Source organism: Curtobacterium flaccumfaciens, assembly GCF_018598405.1.
In the GTDB taxonomy this organism is placed as follows: domain Bacteria; phylum Actinomycetota; class Actinomycetes; order Actinomycetales; family Microbacteriaceae; genus Curtobacterium; species Curtobacterium aurantiacum.
Genome location: NZ_JAHEWS010000029.1, coordinates 21710 through 41070, shown reverse-complemented (window position 1 = coordinate 41070; position 19361 = coordinate 21710). Strand labels below are relative to the sequence as shown.

Annotated in this window: 21 protein-coding genes; 8 read left to right on the top strand and 13 right to left on the bottom strand. The window is 71.2% G+C overall.

Annotated features, from left to right (window positions below; genetic code table 11):
- Nucleotides 1–187: 187 nt before the first annotated feature.
- The 3 genes from KK097_RS15665 to KK097_RS15655 all read right to left on the bottom strand — a co-directional run bounded on the left by KK097_RS15665 (nucleotide 188) and on the right by KK097_RS15655 (nucleotide 3534).
- Complete coding sequence (locus KK097_RS15665; protein ID WP_214529152.1) at nucleotides 188–694, bottom strand: hypothetical protein; 507 nt, start codon at nucleotides 692–694, stop codon at nucleotides 188–190.
- Between the two features lie 39 nt (nucleotides 695–733).
- Nucleotides 734–2542, bottom strand: a complete 1809-nt coding sequence (locus KK097_RS15660) for an alpha/beta hydrolase (RefSeq protein WP_214529153.1) — start codon at nucleotides 2540–2542, stop codon at nucleotides 734–736.
- 101 nt (nucleotides 2543–2643) lie between these two features.
- Nucleotides 2644–3534: a DNA-methyltransferase gene (locus KK097_RS15655; protein WP_110858951.1), complete on the bottom strand. Its 891-nt coding sequence runs from the start codon at nucleotides 3532–3534 to the stop codon at nucleotides 2644–2646.
- A 151-nt stretch (nucleotides 3535–3685) separates the two neighbouring features.
- On the opposite strand from KK097_RS15655, the gene KK097_RS15650 reads away from it, so the two are divergent.
- Nucleotides 3686–3976: a GNAT family N-acetyltransferase gene (locus KK097_RS15650; protein ID WP_214545378.1), complete on the top strand. Its 291-nt coding sequence runs from the start codon at nucleotides 3686–3688 to the stop codon at nucleotides 3974–3976.
- A gap of 24 nt (nucleotides 3977–4000) precedes the next feature.
- Here KK097_RS15650 and KK097_RS15645 read toward each other — a convergent pair whose 3' ends face one another.
- From KK097_RS15645 to KK097_RS15635, 3 genes are all read right to left on the bottom strand, one after another.
- Nucleotides 4001–4330: a hypothetical protein gene (locus tag KK097_RS15645; RefSeq protein ID WP_214545377.1), complete on the bottom strand. Its 330-nt coding sequence runs from the start codon at nucleotides 4328–4330 to the stop codon at nucleotides 4001–4003.
- A 186-nt stretch (nucleotides 4331–4516) separates the two neighbouring features.
- Nucleotides 4517–5566, bottom strand: a complete 1050-nt coding sequence (gene lplAB, locus KK097_RS15640; protein WP_214545376.1) for a lipoate-protein ligase LplAB — start codon at nucleotides 5564–5566, stop codon at nucleotides 4517–4519.
- Nucleotides 5567–5697: 131 nt separating this feature from the next.
- Nucleotides 5698–6567 (bottom strand): alpha/beta hydrolase, encoded by an 870-nt coding sequence (locus KK097_RS15635; protein ID WP_214545375.1) that lies wholly within the window; start codon nucleotides 6565–6567, stop codon nucleotides 5698–5700.
- A gap of 88 nt (nucleotides 6568–6655) precedes the next feature.
- Here KK097_RS15635 and KK097_RS15630 point away from each other — a divergent pair, with 88 nt between their 5' ends.
- The 5 genes from KK097_RS15630 to KK097_RS15610 all read left to right on the top strand — a co-directional run bounded on the left by KK097_RS15630 (nucleotide 6656) and on the right by KK097_RS15610 (nucleotide 11200).
- Nucleotides 6656–7813 (top strand): inorganic phosphate transporter, encoded by a 1158-nt coding sequence (locus KK097_RS15630; protein ID WP_214545374.1) that lies wholly within the window; start codon nucleotides 6656–6658, stop codon nucleotides 7811–7813.
- An 11-nt stretch (nucleotides 7814–7824) separates the two neighbouring features.
- Nucleotides 7825–8094: a hypothetical protein gene (locus KK097_RS15625; RefSeq protein WP_214529159.1), complete on the top strand. Its 270-nt coding sequence runs from the start codon at nucleotides 7825–7827 to the stop codon at nucleotides 8092–8094.
- 196 nt (nucleotides 8095–8290) lie between these two features.
- Nucleotides 8291–9235 carry an acetamidase/formamidase family protein gene (locus tag KK097_RS15620; protein WP_214545373.1) on the top strand — a complete coding sequence of 315 codons (945 nt, stop codon included), beginning with the start codon at nucleotides 8291–8293 and terminating at the stop codon, nucleotides 9233–9235.
- Nucleotides 9236–9455: 220 nt separating this feature from the next.
- Nucleotides 9456–9866: a MarR family winged helix-turn-helix transcriptional regulator gene (locus tag KK097_RS15615; protein WP_214545372.1), complete on the top strand. Its 411-nt coding sequence runs from the start codon at nucleotides 9456–9458 to the stop codon at nucleotides 9864–9866.
- Nucleotides 9863–11200 carry an MFS transporter gene (locus tag KK097_RS15610; RefSeq protein ID WP_214545371.1) on the top strand — a complete coding sequence of 446 codons (1338 nt, stop codon included), beginning with the start codon at nucleotides 9863–9865 and terminating at the stop codon, nucleotides 11198–11200. The genes KK097_RS15615 and KK097_RS15610 overlap by 4 nt, the downstream gene beginning before the upstream one ends.
- Nucleotides 11201–11373: 173 nt before the next feature.
- On the opposite strand, the gene KK097_RS15605 is transcribed toward KK097_RS15610, so the two are convergent.
- Nucleotides 11374–12267 (bottom strand): alpha-E domain-containing protein, encoded by an 894-nt coding sequence (locus KK097_RS15605; RefSeq protein WP_214545370.1) that lies wholly within the window; start codon nucleotides 12265–12267, stop codon nucleotides 11374–11376.
- Nucleotides 12268–12399: 132 nt separating this feature from the next.
- Here KK097_RS15605 and KK097_RS15600 point away from each other — a divergent pair, with 132 nt between their 5' ends.
- Together KK097_RS15600 and KK097_RS15595 are read left to right on the top strand one after the other, a co-directional pair.
- Entirely contained in the window at nucleotides 12400–12918 is a 519-nt protein-coding gene (locus KK097_RS15600) for a MarR family winged helix-turn-helix transcriptional regulator (RefSeq protein ID WP_214545369.1), read from the top strand.
- A gap of 66 nt (nucleotides 12919–12984) precedes the next feature.
- Nucleotides 12985–13188: a hypothetical protein gene (locus KK097_RS15595; protein ID WP_214529164.1), complete on the top strand. Its 204-nt coding sequence runs from the start codon at nucleotides 12985–12987 to the stop codon at nucleotides 13186–13188.
- A gap of 9 nt (nucleotides 13189–13197) precedes the next feature.
- Here the strand turns inward: KK097_RS15595 and KK097_RS15590 are convergent, their stop codons facing one another.
- From KK097_RS15590 to KK097_RS18775, 6 genes are all read right to left on the bottom strand, one after another.
- Entirely contained in the window at nucleotides 13198–14034 is an 837-nt protein-coding gene (locus tag KK097_RS15590; RefSeq protein ID WP_307858801.1) for an NAD(P)-dependent oxidoreductase, read from the bottom strand.
- Nucleotides 14035–14136: 102 nt separating this feature from the next.
- Nucleotides 14137–14871 carry a M23 family metallopeptidase gene (locus tag KK097_RS15585; RefSeq protein ID WP_214545368.1) on the bottom strand — a complete coding sequence of 245 codons (735 nt, stop codon included), beginning with the start codon at nucleotides 14869–14871 and terminating at the stop codon, nucleotides 14137–14139.
- 151 nt (nucleotides 14872–15022) lie between these two features.
- Nucleotides 15023–15370: a hypothetical protein gene (locus tag KK097_RS15580; RefSeq protein ID WP_214545367.1), complete on the bottom strand. Its 348-nt coding sequence runs from the start codon at nucleotides 15368–15370 to the stop codon at nucleotides 15023–15025.
- Between the two features lie 135 nt (nucleotides 15371–15505).
- On the bottom strand, nucleotides 15506–16252 hold the full coding sequence (locus tag KK097_RS15575; RefSeq protein ID WP_214545366.1) for a lysophospholipid acyltransferase family protein: 747 nt from the start codon (nucleotides 16250–16252) through the stop codon (nucleotides 15506–15508).
- Between the two features lie 87 nt (nucleotides 16253–16339).
- The gene (gene recQ / locus KK097_RS15570; protein WP_214545365.1) at nucleotides 16340–18190 is read right to left on the bottom strand and encodes a DNA helicase RecQ; all 1851 of its coding nucleotides are present in this window, start codon (nucleotides 18188–18190) and stop codon (nucleotides 16340–16342) included.
- A 9-nt stretch (nucleotides 18191–18199) separates the two neighbouring features.
- A complete protein-coding gene (locus KK097_RS18775) occupies nucleotides 18200–19348 on the bottom strand; it encodes a CPBP family intramembrane glutamic endopeptidase (protein ID WP_214545364.1) in 1149 nt (382 codons plus the stop codon).
- Between the last annotated feature and the right edge of the window lie 13 nt (nucleotides 19349–19361).

Genomic DNA, 19361 nt, shown 5'->3' with positions numbered 1-19361 from the left:
CCGCCGAAGCCCTCAAACAGCTACTCTCACGACCAACAGAAACAGGTGTTGCAACCACCACCTGAATCCACCCCTCGACGTCGTCGCTCGTTGCGTGTGCATGTTCCGACGATCCACGCGTCGAACCACTCGTGGATCGTCGCAGACCCCGCTCGCCTCAGACCGCCTGAACGATCCCGTGCCGAGGCTACGAGCGCTCTCGCTCGCGCATCTCGACGTAGTCCCCGGCAGCGCACGCCGAGGTACCACTGACCGTGTCGCCCCCGCCGAGGTCGGAGGACTGGAACCCGATGTTCGCCACGCCGTCCCCGCTGCCGTCGACGCCGCTGTAGGACGCGTCGGGATCGGAGAACCGCTTCGTGTCGAGTCCGCGCTCGCCCCACAGCTTCTCGAGCGTCCGGATCCCCTGCTCGACGTCGCCGCGATCAGCACGGGACTTGATGTACGTGTAGTTCACACCCTCGCCGACGCCGCGCTCGTCCTCGCACGTGCCGAGCCGCGGCCCTTCCTGGACCGTCCACGTCCCGCCGAGCGCATCGGTCGTGTCGTCGACGAGTTGCTGGATGCTGCGCTTCGCATTGGCTGGCTCCTGGGTCGGTCGGTTCTCCATGTGTCCTCCAGAACAGCCGGCAGTCGTGCCGACGATCGCGATCGTGGTCACGGTGACTGCGATCCACTGCTTCAGGGCGGTCATCGGTGTCGGTCTCCGTTGGGTCGTCGGGTGTCCAGCATGTCACCCTGCCGGTGTCACGCGGTCGCCGTGACCGGTCGTCGTCTTAGCCACGTTCCTCAGCGACTCCGTGCCCGGGTCGAGGTAGCCGTTTCCGCTTGCGGTGTGCACGCCGTGGTCCTTCACGGGGTCGAAGCCGTCGGCGCCATCCGCGCCGAAGGTCTCCGCGCCGAAGCTGGAGTTCGTCGGGTCGAGCCGGTACGGCACGCTGAACCCTCTGCCGATGTAGGCGTACTGGTCGCCCAGCCCGGGAATGCCGACGAAGGTGTCCTGGGCCTGCCCCGCGTAGACGTGGTCAGCCTGGATGTCCTGCGCTGTCGGGATGGTCTGCGGGATGCCGGCAGACGCGATCGACGTGAACGAGTCGACGTGGACGCCTGGTGCCGTCAGCCCGATCGACGCCGTCGTGGTGCCGTACGAGTGTGCCAGGACGTTCGTCCGGGGCATGTCGCCGGCACGAACGGCGTCGAGCCCACGGATCGATGCCGCCAGCTTCGCCCCACCGCTCTCGGCCGCGTCCTCGTTGAAGACACCGAGGTCAGGCGGCGCTGGCGGCGCCTCGTAACCCATCCAGGCGATCACCGCACGGTTTCCCGGGCCGTCCACCTTGACCTGCTCGTCCGCGACGTTCTGCGCTGCTTGTACCCAACCGGTCATCGTCTTGGTGCTGGATCCCATCCCCGGAACGGCCCATGTGACGTTGGTCGCGGCGTCCAGGTCTCCGATCGAGACTGCGGCCAAGGGCGGGACGTCTCCCGTCAGCGAGATGAGGAACCGGTTGTCTCCCAAGCTGGCCCGGATGCTCCTCAGCGCTTCGCGCTCATCGGGATCGAGGTTCTTCCGCGCGAGACGGTCGTCGAGGACCTCTTGGTTCGCGGTGTTCCGTGCCCAGTACGGGATCCCCTCGAGGTTCCCGAGCATCGCGAGCACCTCGGGCGGCAACGCCAGGAGGTCCATCTCGTTCGCCTTCGTCAGACCGAGACCCACCCAGGTCGCCGCGACCTCGGCCGGCGTGGCCCCGGGTGCGAGCAGGGTTCGGAACGACGGGGGGATCGTCGCAGCAGCAGCGAAGTCGAGGACGGAGTTCGAGAGCGTGCTGCTTGCGCCGGCGCGTTCGAACGCGGACGCTATCCGCTCGATCCAATCTGCATCGGAAGCGTTCTCCTGCAGGTACCGGTCGAACCCCGGGAGCAGGGTCGAACTGGACACCTCTGCCCAGGAGCAGTTGCTCGTGAAGCCGGACCATGCCTTCCGCAGCTTCACCGCATGCTCCGAGAACCCGCGATCCGAGGCCCGCGCCGACGCCACGAAGGTCCGGAGCCGCTCGGGGTCCGCCGAACTGCGACCCATGCTCGACCCGCCAGCCGTTCGCGGACGGTCCGATGCGGAGAACGACGCCGAGATCGGTGTAGGTCGGATCGGGATGTCCGAGGGCTTCGGGTCGAACATCGGAGTCGGATTGACCTCGAAGATCCCCAGCGGTTCATCGTCGGCCTGCTGACGCGCGGTCTCGCGTCCCTGCCAGGCGTCGACAGCGGCCAGCCGTTCGCGCTCTCGCTGGGCCTCACCGATGACGACCTGCACCGCGTCCGCAAGTCGACCGAGCGCACCGGCGAGGCGGACACGATCAGCGGCTTCGGCCACCGCAGCTTCGGCGAAGCGGTCAGCGTAGGCACCGGAGAAGTCAGTGGAAGCGTCCTCGGCAGCTGATCGACGGGCAGAAGCCGCGAACAGCAACGTGATGTCCGCTCCAGTCGCCGCCTTGATCAGGCGGTTCGCCGCGCTTTCGTCGAACGGTATGGTCCCCAACATCGCCCCCGTGATGCTCGCTTCCGCTCATCGACGGCCGAGGCCTCAACCTTACCCATCGACGACGATGTGCGGACACTCCCGTCCCGGACCCTGCCCACGCCTCAGACGGCCGGCGCCGCGTCCCCCGCCGCTGCCGCCGGTGCTCCGGCCACCTCGAACGACGCCCCCGGCAACCGCTTCCGCATCACGTCGATCGCCGCCGGGTTGTCGTCCACCAGCACGTACCGCCGCCCCAACGCCTGTGCCACGGCACCCGTGGTCCCGCTGCCCGCGAAGAAGTCGAGCACCCAGTCCCCCTCGCGCGAGGACGCCTGCACGATCCGCCGCAGCACCCCCTCGGGCTTCTGCGTGGGGTAGCCGGTCTTCTCGCGACCGGTCGGCGACACGATCGTGTGCCACCAGACGTCGGTGGGCAGCTTGCCGCGCTCGCGCTTCTCGGGGGTGACGAGTCCCGGCGCCATGTACGGCTCGCGGTCGACGGCCTCGGAGTCGAACCAGTACCGCGACGGGTCCTTCACGTAGACCAGGATCGTGTCGTGCTTGGTGGGCCAGCGCGTCTTGGACTTGGCGCCGAAGTCGTACGCCCAGACGATCTCGTTCAGGAACGACTCGCGACCGAACAGCGCGTCGAGCAGCACCTTGGCGTAGTGCGACTCGCGGTAGTCGAGGTGCAGGTACAGCGTGCCGTCGGCGGCGAGCAGGCGCCAGGCCTCGATGAGCCGGGGTTCGAGGAACGACCAGTAGTCCTCGAACCGGTCGTCGAAGCGCATCAGGTCGCCGCGCACCCGCTCGTAGGTCCGGCCGTGGAACCCCATCACGGGCCCGTCGGCCTTCGGCACCGCTGAGGTCGCGTGGCGGCGCTGGTACCGGCCGGTGTTGAACGGCGGGTCGAGGTACACCAGCGTGAACGAGCCGTCCGGGTAGGCGGGGACCACGTCGAGGGCGTCGCCGAGGACGACGCGGTCCGGGCCTCGGTCGTCTCCCCTGCGCACGGACCCATTGTCGCGCACACCGAGCGAGCACGCTCGACGCGCACCGCACCGCACCGCACCGCACCGCACCGCACCGCACCGCACAGCACAGCGCACGGAGCCAGCGTGCAGCACAGAGCGCACGCCCAGGCCCCGGCGTACGGTCGAGTGCATGGCAGCAGCACCCGAGATCCGCAACGACACCGACAAGCAGCAGTACTCCCTGGTCGAGGACGGCGAGGTCATCGGCCTCGCGGCGTACGAGATCGACGGCGACGAGATCCGCTTCGTGCACACCGAGGTCGATCCCGAGCACCGCGGCGGTGGGCACGCGTCGATCCTGGTGCAGCACGCGCTCGACGACGTGCGCGCGAGTTCCTCACGCCGGGTCGTCGCACAGTGCAGCTACGTGCACGCATGGATTGAGCGGCACCCGGACTACCAGGAGCTCACCACGCGCTGAGCGAGCAGCACGACGCGCAGAAGCTCAGTACGACCGGTCGTGCGTCCCCATGCGGGCCTCGTGCCGCCCGGCGCTCCGCACCGTCGGCACCCGGATGAGCACGCTGCCGCTGAGCAGGTCGTGGTCGTCGTCCGCCGGCGACGGGGCCTGTTTCGGCAGGCGCGCCTGCCGTTCGTACTCGGCCTGCGTCTCGTGCCGGGTCGGTGCGAACACCTCGTCCAGCATCCCGACCATGCCTCCGGAACCGCCGCTGCGCTGGGACTTGTTCGACAGGTCGATCCACCCCAAGCGATCGGCGATCCACACCACGACGGCCACCGCGGCCACCGCCCCCAGGAAGATCAACCAGTTCACGGCAGCGACGCTACGTGGACCGCGCGGCGAGCGGATCAGCCGCGCGGGGGATTCCCATCATCCACACGTCTGGTTCATGAGGTCGGGGCGCACACTCGAACCAGCGGCGGCCGGGACGTCCCCCCTCAGCTCCGGCCGCCGCGTCAACGCCCGACCGAGCGCGGACGCCCGGCAGCCCCCGGGGGCTCACGGCACCCGCTCGAGCCACTCCTTCGTCGCGAACTTCGTCCGCACCAGCTCCTGCGCCCGCTCGCGCTCGGCCTCGGTCACGTGCCCCTCGGTCGCCCCGTACAGGCGGGTGAAGGTGCCGATCAGCCGCTCGATGATCTCGGCTCTGGACAGCCCGGTCTGCGAGCGGAGCGGGTCGACGCGCTTCGCGGCGCTGGTGGTGCCCTTGTCGCTCATCTTCTCGCGCCCGATCCGCAGGACCTGCACCATCTTCTCGCCGTCCATGTCGTAGCTCATGGTGGCGTGGTGCAGCAGCGATCCGGTGCCGAGGCGCTTCTGAGCGGCCCCGCCGATCTTGCCCTTGGTCGAGGTGATGTCGTTGAGCGGCTGGTAGTACGCCTCGATGCCGAGCGATTTGAGGGCCTCGATCACCCACTCGTCGAGGAACGCGTACGAGTCGGCGAAGGTCATGCCCTGCACCAGGTCGGACGGGACGTAGAGCGAGTACGAGATGACGGCACCGGCGTCCATGAACATCGCGCCACCGCCGGAGATCCGCCGGACCACCTGTACGCCGTACTTCTCAGCGCCGGCCGGGTCGACCTCGTTCTTGAGCGACTGGAACGAGCCGATCACGACGGCGGGCTGGTCCCACTCCCAGATGCGGAGGGTGGGCCCACGGCGTCCGGCGCCGACCTCTTCGGTGAGCACCTGGTCGAGCGCGAGGTGCTCGTTCGGGCTGATCGGCCCCTCGTGGACGATCTGCCAGTCGTGGTCGCGCCAGGTCGAGGCCCGCGACAGTGCGCGGCGCACGGCCACGCCGACCGACTCGGGCGTGAAGCCGAGCAGCACGGCGTCGGTCGGCAGGGCCGCCCGCACGGCCGTGGCGATGCCCGGTGCGTCGGTGGTGGCGGGGAGCCCGTCGACGGCCGCGTCGATGAGCGGCAGCGCGTCGTCGGGTTCCAGGAAGAAGTCACCCGCCAGACGGAACTGCTCGATCGTGCCGTCGACGACCTCGAGGTCGACGACGACCAGCTTGCCTCCGGGGACCTTGTACTCACCGTGCATGCCGCAACCCTATTCCGGACCGCCGACGGCCCGGCAGTGAGCCTGCCTGGTGACGGACTGGAGGCCCGTGGCGGTGCCGCCACGGGCCTCCAGTCCGTCGCCGGTCCCGCTTCAGGACCCGGCGAGCGCCGTCAGCGCGCCGTCACCCGGTCGAGCCACGCGACCAGGTCGGCGACGACCTCGTCGCGGTTCGTCTCGTTGTAGATCTCGTGGCGCGCGCCCTCGTACACCTGCACGGTCACGTCGGACAGCCGGCCGCGGCGGCGGTAGGCCTGCGCGAGCCGCTCGATCGACCGCGGCCCGCCCAGTGCGTCGTCGGACCCGACCTGCAGCAGCATCGGCAGGTCGTGCGGGATCCCCCGCCGTGGCACCCCGAGCAGCCGGAGGGTGTCGGCGAGCCCGAACAGCCCGATGACGTCGGCCTCGACCGCGAGCGGGTCGACCGCCACGGCGTCGATGATCTTCCGGTCACGGGTGAGCCACTCGAACTTGGTGGGCCCCGAGCCGGCGTGACGGGCGTTCAGGTCGCCGCTGTTCATCCAGCCGGGCAGCCGGTAGGCGCTCGCGGACAGGACGACCCCGTCGTAGGACGCCGACGAGGTGTTCACGATCCGCTGCGCCATGAGCGACCCCCACGAGTGCCCGAGCAGCACGAGCGGTAGGCCGGGTTCGTCGGCGCGTGCGACCGCACCCATCTGCTCGACCGCCGCGATGGCCGCACGCAGCCCGCCGGGGCCGAGCCGACCGAGCTTGGCGTGGTCGCCGTCCCACTGCGCCAGGCCGGTGCGTCCGTGCCCGCGGTGGTCGTTCGCGTGCACCGTGTAGCCGGCCCGCACCAGGTCCTGCGCGAGGGGCTCGTACCGCAGTCCGTGCTCGCCGACGCCGTGCGCGATCTGCACGACGCCCCTGGGTCGTGCCGCACGCCAGGTCGAGTAGACGATCTCGACGCCGTGTGCGTCGGTGAACGAGGCGTCGCCTCGAGCGGCGGAGAAGGTGGGCACGTGAGCATCCTCGCAGACAGGCACCTTCGCGGACCTGTTCACCCGGCGTTCACGCAGGCGGTTCCGGGGGTGGCCTACCGTCCTGCGCATGGACGTCATCGTCATCGTCACGCTGGTGATCGTCGTGGCCCTCGTGTTCGACTTCACGAACGGCTTCCACGACACCGCGAACGCCATGGCCACGTCGGTCGCGACGGGAGCGTTGAAGCCCCGGACCGCCGTGCTCATCTCCGCCGTGCTCAACGTGGTCGGCGCGTTCCTGTCCACCGAGGTCGCCAAGACCGTCTCGCAGGGCATCATCCGTGAGGGCGAGGGCGGCGTCAGCATCTCCCCCACGATGATCTTCGCCGGCCTCGTCGGCGCGGTGCTCTGGAACCTGGCGACCTGGTACGTCGGGCTGCCGTCGTCCTCCACCCACGCGCTGTTCGGCGGGCTCATCGGTGCCTCGATCATCGGTGCCGGGCTGAGCTCGATCAGCTGGGCGACGGTGGTGTCGAAGGTCGTGCTGCCGGCGCTCCTCTCGCCGCTCATCGCCGGGGTGATCGCCCTCGTGGCGACGTACCTGGCGTACGTGCTCACGAAGAACGCGACGACGCACGGTGCGGCGACGGGGTTCCGGCACGGGCAGACGATCTCGGCGTCGCTGGTGTCGCTCGCGCACGGCACGAACGACGCGCAGAAGACGATGGGCGTCATCACGCTGACCCTCATCGCCGCGAACTACCAGGCCGCCGGCACGGGTCCCGCGCTCTGGGTGATCCTGGCGTGCGGGCTCGCGATCGGCCTCGGCACCTACATGGGCGGCTGGCGGATCATGCAGACCGTCGGCAAGAAGATCTCCGACGTGCAGTCGCCACAGGGCTTCGCCGCCGAGACGAGCTCCGCCGCGACGATCCTCATCTCGTCGCACCTGGGCTTCGCGCTCTCGACGACCCACGTGACGAGCGGCGCCGTCGTGGGCTCGGGGCTCGGCAAGAAGCTCGCCGACGTGCACTGGTCGGTCGTCGGCCGCATCGTCGCCGCGTGGGTGATCACGCTGCCCGCCGCTGCGGTGGTCGGGGCGCTCGCGACCTGGCTCGCGTCGACCTCGGCGTTCGGGCTGGTGCTCGTCGCCGTCCTCGCCCTGGCCGGCGGGCTCACCTTCTACGTCCTCGCCAAGCGCAAGCCGATCTCGCACGAGGACATCACCACCGAGTCCGGGCCGGCCGAGCAGGCCGAGCCGCAGCCGACCGGCGCGACGAACTGAGGGGAACGACGATGGACATCGACTTCACCGCGATCGGCACGGTCGCCGGCGTCGGCTTCGTGGCCGCCGTGGGCCTGGTGCTCGTGTACACGCTCGGCCTCCGGCTGCTCGGGACGGGGCAGCCGGACGACGCGGGCGGCGAGCGCACGCAGTACTCCGACGAGAGCCCGCGCTCCGGGCACACCCCGCCGGCGGCACTGGCGGGTGCTGTGCTGTGCTTCGCGGTGTGCGTCGCCGCGGTCCTCGCGGGCATCTGGCTGACGATCCCCCAGTTCCACTGAGGACGTTCCTTCCCAGAACACCCGCGATGGCTGGTGGAATCGGGCGTACCCGGTCAGAACTTCCGACCAGGTACGCCCGATTCCACCCCGTACGCCCGATTCCACCCCGTACGCCCGATCCCACCCGGTACGCCCGATCCGACCCCGTACGCCCGATCCGACCAGGTACGCCGCGCCCGCCTGGGATGATCGAGCGGTGACGACCCACCACCACCTCGATGCCACCGCCGACACCGCCGTCGACGTCTTCACCGCCGAACGTCAGCCAGTCCTGACCGTGGAACCGGGCGACACGGTGACCGTCCGGACCCTCAGCGCCGCGGGCTACACGGAACGCCAGCCGGGCCCGGGTCTGGACGCCCCGACCCTGATCGACCCGCGCCGGGGCCACTGCCTCGTCGGACCGATCGCCGTCGCCGGTGCCCGTCCGGGGATGGTCCTCGCCGTGCACTTCGACGACCTCGTGCCCGACGACTGGGGCTACACCGCCTCGGGCGGCGTCGACTCCCCGGTCACCCGCGCACTCGGCCTGACCGACCCGGCGTCGCGGGGCCCGCTGCTCTGGGACATCGACGTCCCGGCCGGCATCGCCGTGAACCAGCTCGGCCTGGGGGTGCGCACGGCGCCGTTCCTCGGCGTCGTCGGCGTCCCACCGGAGGCCACCGGCGAACACTCCACGATCCCGCCCCGCACGGTCGGCGGCGGCAACATCGACTGCCGCGAACTCGTCACCGGCTCGACCCTGTACCTGCCGGTGACCGTGCCGGACGCCCTGCTCCACGTGGGGGACGGGCACGCGGCCCAGGGCGACGGCGAGGTCTCCGGCACCGCGGTCGAGTGCGGCATGACCACCACGATGACGCTCGACCTCCTCGACGAGGCCCCGGTCGCCGGCGTGCACGCCGACACCCCGGCCGGACGCATCACCTTCGGTTTCGACGTCGACCTCAACGTGGCGACCACCACGGCGCTCGACCGGATGGTCGACTGGATCGCCGGGCTGCACGGGATCGGCCGAGCCGAGGCACTCGCGATGGCGAGCGTGGCGGTGAGCATGCGGGTGACGCAGGTCGCGAACCGCACGTGGGGCGTGCACGCCCTGCTCCCGCACGACGCGATCCTGACGGACGCGCGGCACTGAAGGACGGGAGGCCCGCCCAACGCGAGCCGACCGGCGCACGCTGGGCGGGCCTCCCGTCCGACGTTCCTTCCCATCGCACCCGCGCTGGAAAGCGGGAACGGGCATACCTGGTCGAAAGAACCGACCAGGTACGCCCGTTTCGACCAGGTACGCCCGGAACGGTCACCTGTCACCCGATATGCAGTTCGTTCGCTGAACTAATGAGTTAGGCTGACGATCGATGACCGACGCCACCGACCTCCGCATCGCGGTGAACCGGCTGTCCCGCACCCTCCGTGCCCAGAAGGCCGACTCGAGCGTCACCGACGCCCAGTTCTCCGCCCTCGCCCGCCTGCACCGCGACGGCGCCATGACCCTGGCCGACCTGAGCCGACAGGACGGCGTCACCCCGCCCTCGATGACGAAGACGATCGCGGTGCTGGTCGAGCGGGGCCTGGTGTCGAAGTGCGGGCACGGGGACGACCGCCGCAAGGTGCTGCTCGGCGCGACGCCCGCCGGAGCGTCCTTCGTCGAGGAGACCCGACGCCGCCGCGACGGCTGGCTCACCCCGCGACTCGCAGCCCTGACCGGCGACGAGCGGAGCACCCTCGCCGACGCCACCGAGATCATGAGGAGGCTGGCCCAGCAGTGACCGCCATGTTCCGCTCCCTCGCCGGACGCAACTACCGCATCTGGTTCGCCGGGGCCCTGGTGTCGAACGTCGGCACGTGGATGCAGCGCACCGCCCAGGACTGGATCGTCCTGACCCAGCTCTCGGACAACAACGCCGTCGCGGTGGGCATCACGATGGCCCTGCAGTTCGGCCCACAGCTGCTGCTCCTGCCGCTCACCGGCCTCGCCGCCGACCGGTTCGACCGCCGGAAGATGCTCATGCTCACCCAGGGCCTGATGGGCCTGCTCGGGCTGGGACTCGGTGTCATGGTCCTCACGCACACCGCCACCCTGCTCGCGCTGTACGGCTTCGCCCTGGCACTCGGCATCGTCGCCGCGTTCGACGCCCCGATCCGGCAGGCCTTCGTCTCCGACGTCGTGCAGGGCGAGGACGTGTCGAACGCCGTCGCGCTGAACTCGGCGTCGTTCAACGCCGCACGCCTGATCGGTCCAGCGGTCGCCGGCGTGCTCATCGCGGCGATCGGGTCCGGATGGGTGTTCGTCATCAACGCCGGGTCGTTCCTCGCCGTGCTGCTCGCGCTGCGGTTCGTCGACCCCGCCCAGCTCACCGAACGGGTCCGAGCCGGCCGCGGCAAGGGGCAGATCGTCGCCGGCTTCCGGTACGTCCGCACCCGGCCGGACATCGTCGTCGTGCTCTGCATGATCTTCGTCGTCGGCACCTTCGGCGTGAACTTCCCGATCTTCACCTCGACCATGGCACGGGTCGAGTTCCACCAGGGCGCCGGCGAGTTCGGGCTGCTCAACTCGGTGATGGCGGTCGGTTCGGTGCTCGGCGCGCTGCTGTCCGCCCGGCGCGACAAGCCCCGGATGCGCACCCTCGTCCTCGCCGCCGGCGGGTTCGGGCTCGCGTGCACGGCCGCCGCCGTCGCCCCGACGTACTGGACCTTCGCGATCGTGCTGATGTTCGTCGGACTCGCGTCCCTGACGTTCATGACCACGGCGAACGCCCTGGTGCAGACCACGACGAAGCCCGCGATGCGCGGCCGTGTGATGGCCCTCTACATGGCGATCTTCGCGGGTGGCACCCCCATCGGTGCCCCGCTCGTCGGTGCGGTCGCCGACGCCTTCGGCCCCCGCTGGGCGATCGTGGTCGGCGCGGCCTCGGGCTTCGTGGCGCTCGGGATCGCACTCGTGTGGCTCGTCCGGTACCAGCGGGTCCGGTTGCGGTACGACGCCGACTCGCGACTGCACCTGGCGATCACGCATGCGGTGCCCGTGGTGGGCTCGCACGCTGCGCTCCGCCGCGAGCTGGAACGCGACGAGACCCTGGCCGACCGCTCCAGCGCCGTCTGACGGACCGGCGGGACGACCTGCGCGTCGGCCGACGGCCCGTGACGCCACCGGCCGCCGGACGGGAGGCCCGTGCCGGCGCCGCCCCGGGCCTCCCGTCCGGCGCGACGCGCGTCCACGGCCGCGGTCGCGACGCAAGGACCGGCCCCGTTCCGCCACACGCGCGTCCGGTCGGCTCAGAGCACGGGTGCCGACGCCGCGAAGACGCGTTCGTCGAGTGCCGCCGCGACGCGGTCGGCGGCGACCGCCAGGCGTTCCCCCACGTCACCGACCGCGGCGAGCACCGACTCTTCCGGGATCCCGTCGAGCTGTGCGCGCACCTCGGCGAACGCGGCGACCTCGTCCGCGACGCACGACGGGACGACGTCCGCCAGACACTCGGCGGCGCGGTGCACGGTGAAGCGCAGGGAGCGGGGGCTGTGCTCGTCGAGGAGCATGAAGGCGGCGGCATCGGCCGGCGTCGGAGCATGGTCGCGTCCACGCAGGAACGCCTCCCCCGCACCGCATGCCCGGAGCGCCGCGGTCCACGAGGTGACCGCGTCGGGTTCGAGCAGCCGCGACGCGAGCAGTCGTGCCGTGGAGACGCAGCGGGTGAGCGACCGGCCGAGGGTGAAGAACTCCCACACCTCGTCGCGGCTGGCGTCGCCCTCGACCACTCCGATGGCGAGGGCGCTGCGTTCCCGGACCCAGCCGAGGAACTCGTGCGCCCGGTCGGGAGCGATCTTCCGGGGCATCCGCGACCGGGTGACGTCGAGGCAGTCCCAGAGTTCGCTCGAGACGACCTCGCGGGCACGGCGGGCGTGGTCGCGCGCGACGGCGACCGCGGCGGCGATGGACGCCGGTTCGTGCCGGTCGAGCGCGAGGGCGTCGACGGTGGTGGCGCGGTCCGTGTCGTTCGCCGGGCCGGAGGCGCCGATGACGCCGCGGAGCTCGGTGGACACGAGCCGGTCGTCGTCGAGGGTGCCCGGTTCTCGCCGGGCGACGTAGACGTCGAGCAACCGTGCGACCACGTCGGTGCGCTCGACCGCGCTCCCCACGTGGAAGACGTTCCCCGCGAGTCGGCTCAGCACGGCTGCTCCTGCATGCCGAGAACCTAACGAGCCGTCGTTGCCGGGGTGTTACGGAACGGGGTCACGGGTGTTGCGGGTGTCCCGTCACCGCGCTCGCTAGACAATCTAACTAGAGCGTCTAGCATTGGGGCCATGACGTCCGAGGTGATGACCAGCACCGCAGGGTACTGGTACGAGGACTCCGCGGTCTCCGCCGTGGACGTCCTCAACGCCCTGCGACGGTACCGAACGGCCGAGAGCGCGGCCCAGCGTCGTGCGCGTGAGGCACTCGGCATCGGGGAGAACGCCCTGCTGGCGCTGCGCTTCCTGATCGACGCCGAGCACGACGGCCGCACCGTCAACGCGAAGGACCTCGCCGAGCGGCTCGAGATCACGGCGGCGTCGACATCGGCACTCGTCGACCGGCTCGTCCGCAGCGGTCACGTGGAACGACACCCGGACCCGAACGACCGCCGCGGCGTGATCCTCACCGCCACCGGCACCTCGATGCGGCACGCGCTCCGCGTCATCGAAGAACTCGACGCCCGTGCGCTCGAGGTCACCGAGCACCTTCCGACCAACGAGATGGCCGTCGTCGTGGACTTCCTCGACGAGATGGTCCGGGTCGTGGACGAGCTCGACGCCGGGTCAGACCAGCCCCGTCGCGCGTGACCGCGACGCCCGCGTGACCTCGACGCCCGCGTGACCTCGACGCCCGTCGCGCGTACCCTCAACGCCATGGACCCTCGCGGCGAGCACCACCCCGAGGACGACATGCCGTTCGCCGAGCTCGACTCGCAGGCCCGGGCCGACGCCGCACTCCGACGGATCCAGGCCGGTGCCGATCCCGCACGCGAGGCCTTCGACCTCGCCAACACCATGAACGACGAGGCCGTGGGGCGGCTCACGAAGCGCCTACGGCGGCTGTTCCGTCGGGGCTGATCCCCCGCGTCAGAACGCGGTGCAGACCGCGGCGATGTCGTCACCCCCGTGGCCGGCCGCGCTGGCATCGGCGTAGACGCGCCCGAGGGCCTCGAGCAGCGTCGTGGACACCCCGGACGTCCGGGCGGCATCGGTGATGAGTCCGATGTCCTTCCGCAGCCCGTCGAGTGCGAACTGCGCGGGGAACTCCCGGGCGATCATCGCCGCGCCCTTGGCGTGGGCGTAGGCGGAGTCGCTCGCACTCCCCTCGATGGCCTGCAGGAACAGCGCGGGGTCGAGTCCGAGTGCGGCCGCCAGGGCGAGCGACTGCCCGGTCGCCGCCGTGATCGAGGCGATCCAGGCGTTCGCGGCGAGCTTCAGCGCGGTGCCGTCGCCGACGTTGTCCCCGGCGCGGACGGTCTTCGCACCGATCGCGTCGAGCACCGGGTCGACGCGGTCGAGCAGGTCACTCGGCCCGGCTGCGAGCATGGTGAGCTTCCCCTGCTCGGCGGGGGCCTTCGTGCCGAGCATCATCGCCTCGACCAGGGTGATGCCGTACTTCTCGGCGAGCTGCACGACGGTCGCGGTGCCCTCGACCCCGATCGTCGAGGCCTGCACCCACACGGCGTCGGTGGGGGCATCGCCGGCGGCCTGCTCGAGCACGTCGACGACCGCGTCGGTGTCGAACAGGGTGAGCAGGACCACCTCGGCGCGCTCGACCGCGACGCCCGGTTCCGTGGCCACCGTCGCCCCACGGTCACCGAGGGGCGCTGCCCGGTCGGCGCTCCGGTTCCACACCGTGACCTCGTGGCCCTCGCGGAGCAGCGATCCGGCCACGCCGGCGCCCATCGCACCCGTCCCCAACACCGTCACTCGCACGTGCGTCTCCGTCCTGGCGCGACACCGTGCCGCGACCGTGTCGACGCTACGCCCGAGCGCCGCGGAGGCACCGGGCCGGGTCCAGGTCGGTCAGAGGAGACCGCGGGCTTGCAGCCAGGCAGCGGGGTCGATCGGAGTCCCCGCCACGATGACCTCGAAGTGCAGGTGCGCGCCGGTCGAGACGCCCGTGTCGCCGACGGCCCCGAGGCGTTCCCCCACGGCGACGACCTGGCCGGGTCGGACGTCGATCACGGACAGGTGCCCGTACCGGGTCTGGGTGCCGTCGGCGTGCTGCAGGAGGACCTGGTTGCCGTAGCCGCCGAGGACCCCGGCCGAGACGACCCGGCCGGGCAGCGCGGCGACGACCGGGGTCCCGATCGCCGCGGCGAAGTCGACCCCCTGGTGGTTCGACGAGCATGCCGCGCAGCCGACCACCCAGCGGGAGCCGAAGCCACCCTCGTCGGGGACCGCGCCGACGGTGGGACGGACCGCGCCGCCGGTCGGGCCCGAGCCACCGGGAACCCGGAGGGCTGCCGCAGCACGACCCACCGAGAAGTCGTCGCGGCCGGCGGTCGGCCCGGTCGAACCGTCGGCGGTGAAGTGCTGCGTGCCGGACGCTGCCGACGCCGCCGGGAGCACCCCGGCTGCGGCGGAGGCGGTCTGCGGCGCGGTGACGGAGACGAACAGGCACGCGACCGCGGTGGCTGCGGCGGCCGGGAGGGTGTGCCGGACCGGACCGCGGAAGAACGAGGTGCTGCGCGGAGCGGGTCTGCTCCGCGCAGCTGCGGGGGTGGAAGCCGGGGTGGCGGTGCCCCCTCCCGCCACCCCGGCGGCTCGGAGGGCGTCCGGCTCGGCGCTGTGATGCGCACGGCGTCGGCGGGACGCGGTCGATCGGTTGGCGGTGCGCCGTTGGGCACCGCGGGGACGCAGCGGAAGGTCGTCGCCGGACGCCGTCATCGTTCGGGGACCGGCCGGCTCAGACGCGGACGACGCCGTCGCGGGCGATCCGGTCGAGTTCGGACACGACGGCATCGACGACCGCGCGGGTGATCGCGTCGGCCACGGTCTCGACCAGGACGAGGTGTTCAGGACGGACCGTGACCTCGGTCACGAGGGCCGATGCCACCCGCACCGGGATCTCGTCGATCGCGGCGACCAGGGCCGCCGGCACCAGGGTGGAGTTCCCCGGGCGGACGGGCGCGGACATCGGCGAGGTCGGCACCGCCGGGGTGACGACGGCACGCGCCGGCGTCGGGACGGGTCGGGGAGCGTCGGCCTGATCGCGACGCTGGGCGATGGAGTCGAAGAGCGGGGTGGAGGACATGCTGCGGACGGTCCGATCTGGATGTCGTGGCTGGTCGTTCTCGGGCGACCGGCGATGGAGACGTGCCGTGCGGCACGTCCGCCATTCAACCATCGATATTTCAGATGTGCAATAGTGACCGGACAGTCGGCGCGATCAGTCCGGATCGACGGCAGCGGCGGTGGGGTCGTCCGGCTGCAGCGCACGTCGGACCCGCTCGACGATCGTCGCCGGCGGGTTGTTGTACGCGTTCGCCGGCTCCTGGCCGCTGAGCTCCTGGATCGCCGCCATCACCGCGTCGGTCGCATGCCGACGGGCACGACCGGACGATGCCTCACCGAAGGACGACAGGTCGAGCGGTCGCCCGAACTCGATCGTCACCCGGGCGAGCTTCGGGAACCGCGACCCGACCGGCTGCACGTCCTCGGTACCGCGCAGCGCGACGGGCACCACGGGAGCGCCACTCGTCAGCGCCAGCCATGCCACACCCGTGCGGCCCTTGTAGATCCGGCCGTCCAACGAGCGCGTGCCCTCCGGGTAGATCGCGAAGGCCTCGCCCTCCTGCAGTCGCGCGAGCCCGAGGTCGAGGGCCTGCTGCGCCGCGGCGCCGGCACCACGCTCGACGCCGATGGCACCGATCCCGCCGAAGAACGCGCGGGACACCGCACCCTTGACGCCCGAACCGGTGAAGTACTCCTGTTTGGCGAGGAACGACACCTTGCGCGGGGCCATCAGGGTGATCGCCGGGGAGTCGATGAAGGAGCGATGGTTGCTCGCGAGGATCACCGGGCCGCGCTTCGGGACGTTCCGGCGACCGATGATCTTCGGACGCCACAGCAGCCGGGCGAGCGGGGTCACGACCGCGCGGCTGAGCACGGTGGCGAACTTCGTCGAACCGGACACCGGACCTCCTCGTGATGACGAGCTACCGAGTGTAATGAGGCGCGCGGACGGCACATGCCGGTGGCGGCATGCAGTGGTGGCAGGGCGTCAGTCGGCCGCCGCGACGACGTCGAGGACCGCGCGACCATACCGCTCGAGCTTGGCGGCGCCGACCCCGGATATCTCACCGAGCTGGTCGACGTCGGCCGGGCGGACGGCGGCGATGCCCCGGAGGGTCGCGTCGTTGAACACCACGTAGGCGGGGACCCCCTGTTCGCGTGCTTCGGCCGCACGCCAGGCACGCAGGGACTCGAACAGGCCGACGGCTTCCTGCGGCATGTCGGTGACCACCGTCCGCCGGCTGCTGCGGCCCGCCCGGGGCGCCTTGACCGGGTCACGACGCATCCGCACCTGCACGGCGCCCTTCAGGACCTCGGCGCTGGTCGGGCTGAGGACCACCGTGCCGAAGCCGTCACCCGAGACCGCCGCGTAGCCCTGTGCCAGCACCTGTCGGGCGACCGCGCGCCACTCGCCGTCGGACAGGTCGGAGCCGATGCCGAAGGTCGCGAGTGAGTCGTGCCCGAGCTCCTGCACGCGCGGCGACTGCTTGCCGACGAGGATGTCGACGAGGTGGGAGACCCCGTACCGCTGGCGCCGCTCACGCTCGAGCCGGACGACGGTGGACAGCAGCTTCTGCGCGGGGACCGTGCCGTCCCACGACTCCGGGGGCGCGATGCACGTGTCGCAGTTGCCGCACGCCGTGCTCTCCTGCCCGAAGTACGCGAGCAACCGCACCCGGCGGCACTCGATCGTCTCGCAGAGGCTGAGCATCGCGTCGAGGTGGGCACTGAGCTGTCGACGGTGTGCGGCGTCCCCCTCGGACTGGTCGATCATCCGGCGCTGCTGCACGACGTCGTTCAGGCCGTACGCGAGCCACGCGGTGGCCGGCAGCCCGTCACGACCCGCACGGCCGGTCTCCTGGTAGTAGCCCTCGACCGACTTCGGGAGGTCGAGGTGCGCCACGAACCGGACGTCGGGCTTGTCGATGCCCATGCCGAACGCGATGGTGGCGACCATCACGACACCGTCCTCGCGCAGGAACGTCGACTGGTTGCGGGCGCGCACCCGGGCGTCGAGACCCGCGTGGTACGGCAGGGCGTTGATGCCCTGCTCGGCCAGCGCGGTCGCCGTGCGCTCGACGGAGTTGCGGGACAGGCAGTACACGATGCCGGCGTCGCCGCTGTGCTCCGTGCGGATGAAGGTGAGCAGCTGCTGCAGCGCGCCGGTCTTCGGCTCGATGCGGTACTGGATGTTCGGTCGGTCGAAGTCGGCGACGAAGTGCGCGGCGTCGTCGAGGCCGAGCCGGGCGGAGATCTCGCGGTGGGTCTGCGGCGTCGCGGTGGCGGTCAGGGCGATGCGCGGCACCGTCGGCCACCGCTCGTGCAGGACGCTCAGCTCGAGGTAGTCCGGTCGGAAGTCGTGGCCCCACTGGGCGACGCAGTGCGCCTCGTCGATGGCGAACAGCGACACGCGTGCCCGGTCGAGGAGCGCGCGGGTGGACTCGAGCCGGAGCCGCTCGGGCGCGAGGTAGAGCATGTCGACCTCGCCCTGCACCACGGCACGCTCGACGCGGGACCGCTCGTCGGGGCCCTGCGTGGAGTTGAGGAACGCGGCCCGGACACCGTTGGCCGCGAGGGCGTCGACCTGGTCCTGCATGAGGGCGATGAGTGGTGACACCACGACGCCGACGCCGTCTCGGACGAGCGACGGCACCTGGTAGCAGAGGGACTTGCCGCCACCGGTCGGCATGAGCACGAGGGCGTCGCCGCCGGCCACCACCTGGTCGATGATGGCCGCCTGCTCGCCGCGGAAGTCGTCGTAGCCCCACACGCGGTGCAGCACGTCGAGCGCAGCGGCACGGGAAGCAGACACGGCAGCGGGCGCGGGCGTGGTGCTCATGGCACGAGCCTACGGGCGACCGGCGACACCCACCGCACTGTCCACAGCGCCGTCCGTGCCGGAACCGGCACGGTGGTCGGAACCGGCCACGTCGTCGGCGCGGGCCGGCGTGGTCGCCCAGCCCGTGCCTCCAGGCCGGATCCAGCGGACGCCGCCCGCCCAGGCCGGGGTCACACCGCGGAACCGGGGCGCCTCATGGCCGGCGAACCGGCGGTCCAGTCCCCGCCACCAGGCCAGGATCTCGACCATGCCCCAGAACGCGAGTGACGTGACGAGCGTGGTGAGGGTGCCCTGCCACGTGCCGTTCGCGTCCGACGAGGTCAGGTCGATCCCGGACCAGCCGGGCGCCTGCAGCACGAAGATCATGATGTTGTTGAACGCGTGCTGCAGGACCGTGGCCTCGAGCCCGCCGGTCCGGAGCACGATGATCGCGGCGATCAGACCGAACGAGCCGACGTCGAGGATGCCCCACACGTTGTAGCCGTTCGGGATGTGCAGCAGGGCGAACACGACCGTCGACACCGCGACGGCGATGATCGTGCCCGCGCGACGCGGGATCCACGACGCGACGGTCTGCATGAGGAACCCGCGGAAGATGTACTCCTCCGCAGCGCCCTGGAACGGGACGAGCAGGACGACGAGGGCGATCGTCAGGGTGAGCGTGCCGAGGGAGACCGTCGACTGGCCGATGGCGTCGTGGTTCCAGGCGAAGCCGCCGTCGGTCGTGATCATCCCCCCGTCCCAGAACAGGCCGGTCTGCAGGACGAACATGACCGCCGCGATGACGAGCGTCGGCAGCAGGCACCATGCCGTCCAGGCCCACCGGACCCGGAACCGCGTCGACGACAGGATGCCGGCCGGTCCGATCCGCGCGATCTTCACCGCGAGCAGGATCCCCGGCAGCAACACCACGAGCGACACGAGCGACAGCGAAAGGACCAGCGGGTCGGTGGGATCGAGCGCGCCGCCGGCCAGGTCGTCCTGCAGGTCGATCAAGGCCTGCGGCCCCTGGGTGGCGCCGATCGGCACGAAGTACGCGACCGCGATGACGATCTGCGAGACGAGGTACCACCCCGCCAGGAACGCGAGGGCGACGAGCGGCCGCCACCACCTCCACCGTCCGTCGATCCGGGGCAGGCGCTGGTAGGGAACACTCACGTCCCGCAGGCTA

Bases quoted from the DNA above. Each gene is read 5' to 3' on its own strand.
- KK097_RS15665 (WP_214529152.1), bottom strand. From the start codon at position 694: ATGACCGCCCTGAAGCAGTGGATCGCAGTCACCGTGACCACGATCGCG.
- KK097_RS15595 (WP_214529164.1), top strand. From the start codon at position 12,985: ATGGACCCTCGCGGCGAGCACCACCCCGAGGACGACATGCCGTTCGCC.
- recQ (WP_214545365.1), bottom strand. From the start codon at position 18,190: ATGAGCACCACGCCCGCGCCCGCTGCCGTGTCTGCTTCCCGTGCCGCT.
- KK097_RS15630 (WP_214545374.1), top strand. From the start codon at position 6,656: ATGGACGTCATCGTCATCGTCACGCTGGTGATCGTCGTGGCCCTCGTG.
- KK097_RS15600 (WP_214545369.1), top strand. From the start codon at position 12,400: ATGACGTCCGAGGTGATGACCAGCACCGCAGGGTACTGGTACGAGGAC.
- KK097_RS15660 (WP_214529153.1), bottom strand. From the start codon at position 2,542: ATGTTGGGGACCATACCGTTCGACGAAAGCGCGGCGAACCGCCTGATC.
- KK097_RS15615 (WP_214545372.1), top strand. From the start codon at position 9,456: ATGACCGACGCCACCGACCTCCGCATCGCGGTGAACCGGCTGTCCCGC.
- KK097_RS15625 (WP_214529159.1), top strand. From the start codon at position 7,825: ATGGACATCGACTTCACCGCGATCGGCACGGTCGCCGGCGTCGGCTTC.
- lplAB (WP_214545376.1), bottom strand. From the start codon at position 5,566: ATGCACGGTGAGTACAAGGTCCCCGGAGGCAAGCTGGTCGTCGTCGAC.
- KK097_RS15650 (WP_214545378.1), top strand. From the start codon at position 3,686: ATGGCAGCAGCACCCGAGATCCGCAACGACACCGACAAGCAGCAGTAC.
- KK097_RS15580 (WP_214545367.1), bottom strand. From the start codon at position 15,370: ATGTCCTCCACCCCGCTCTTCGACTCCATCGCCCAGCGTCGCGATCAG.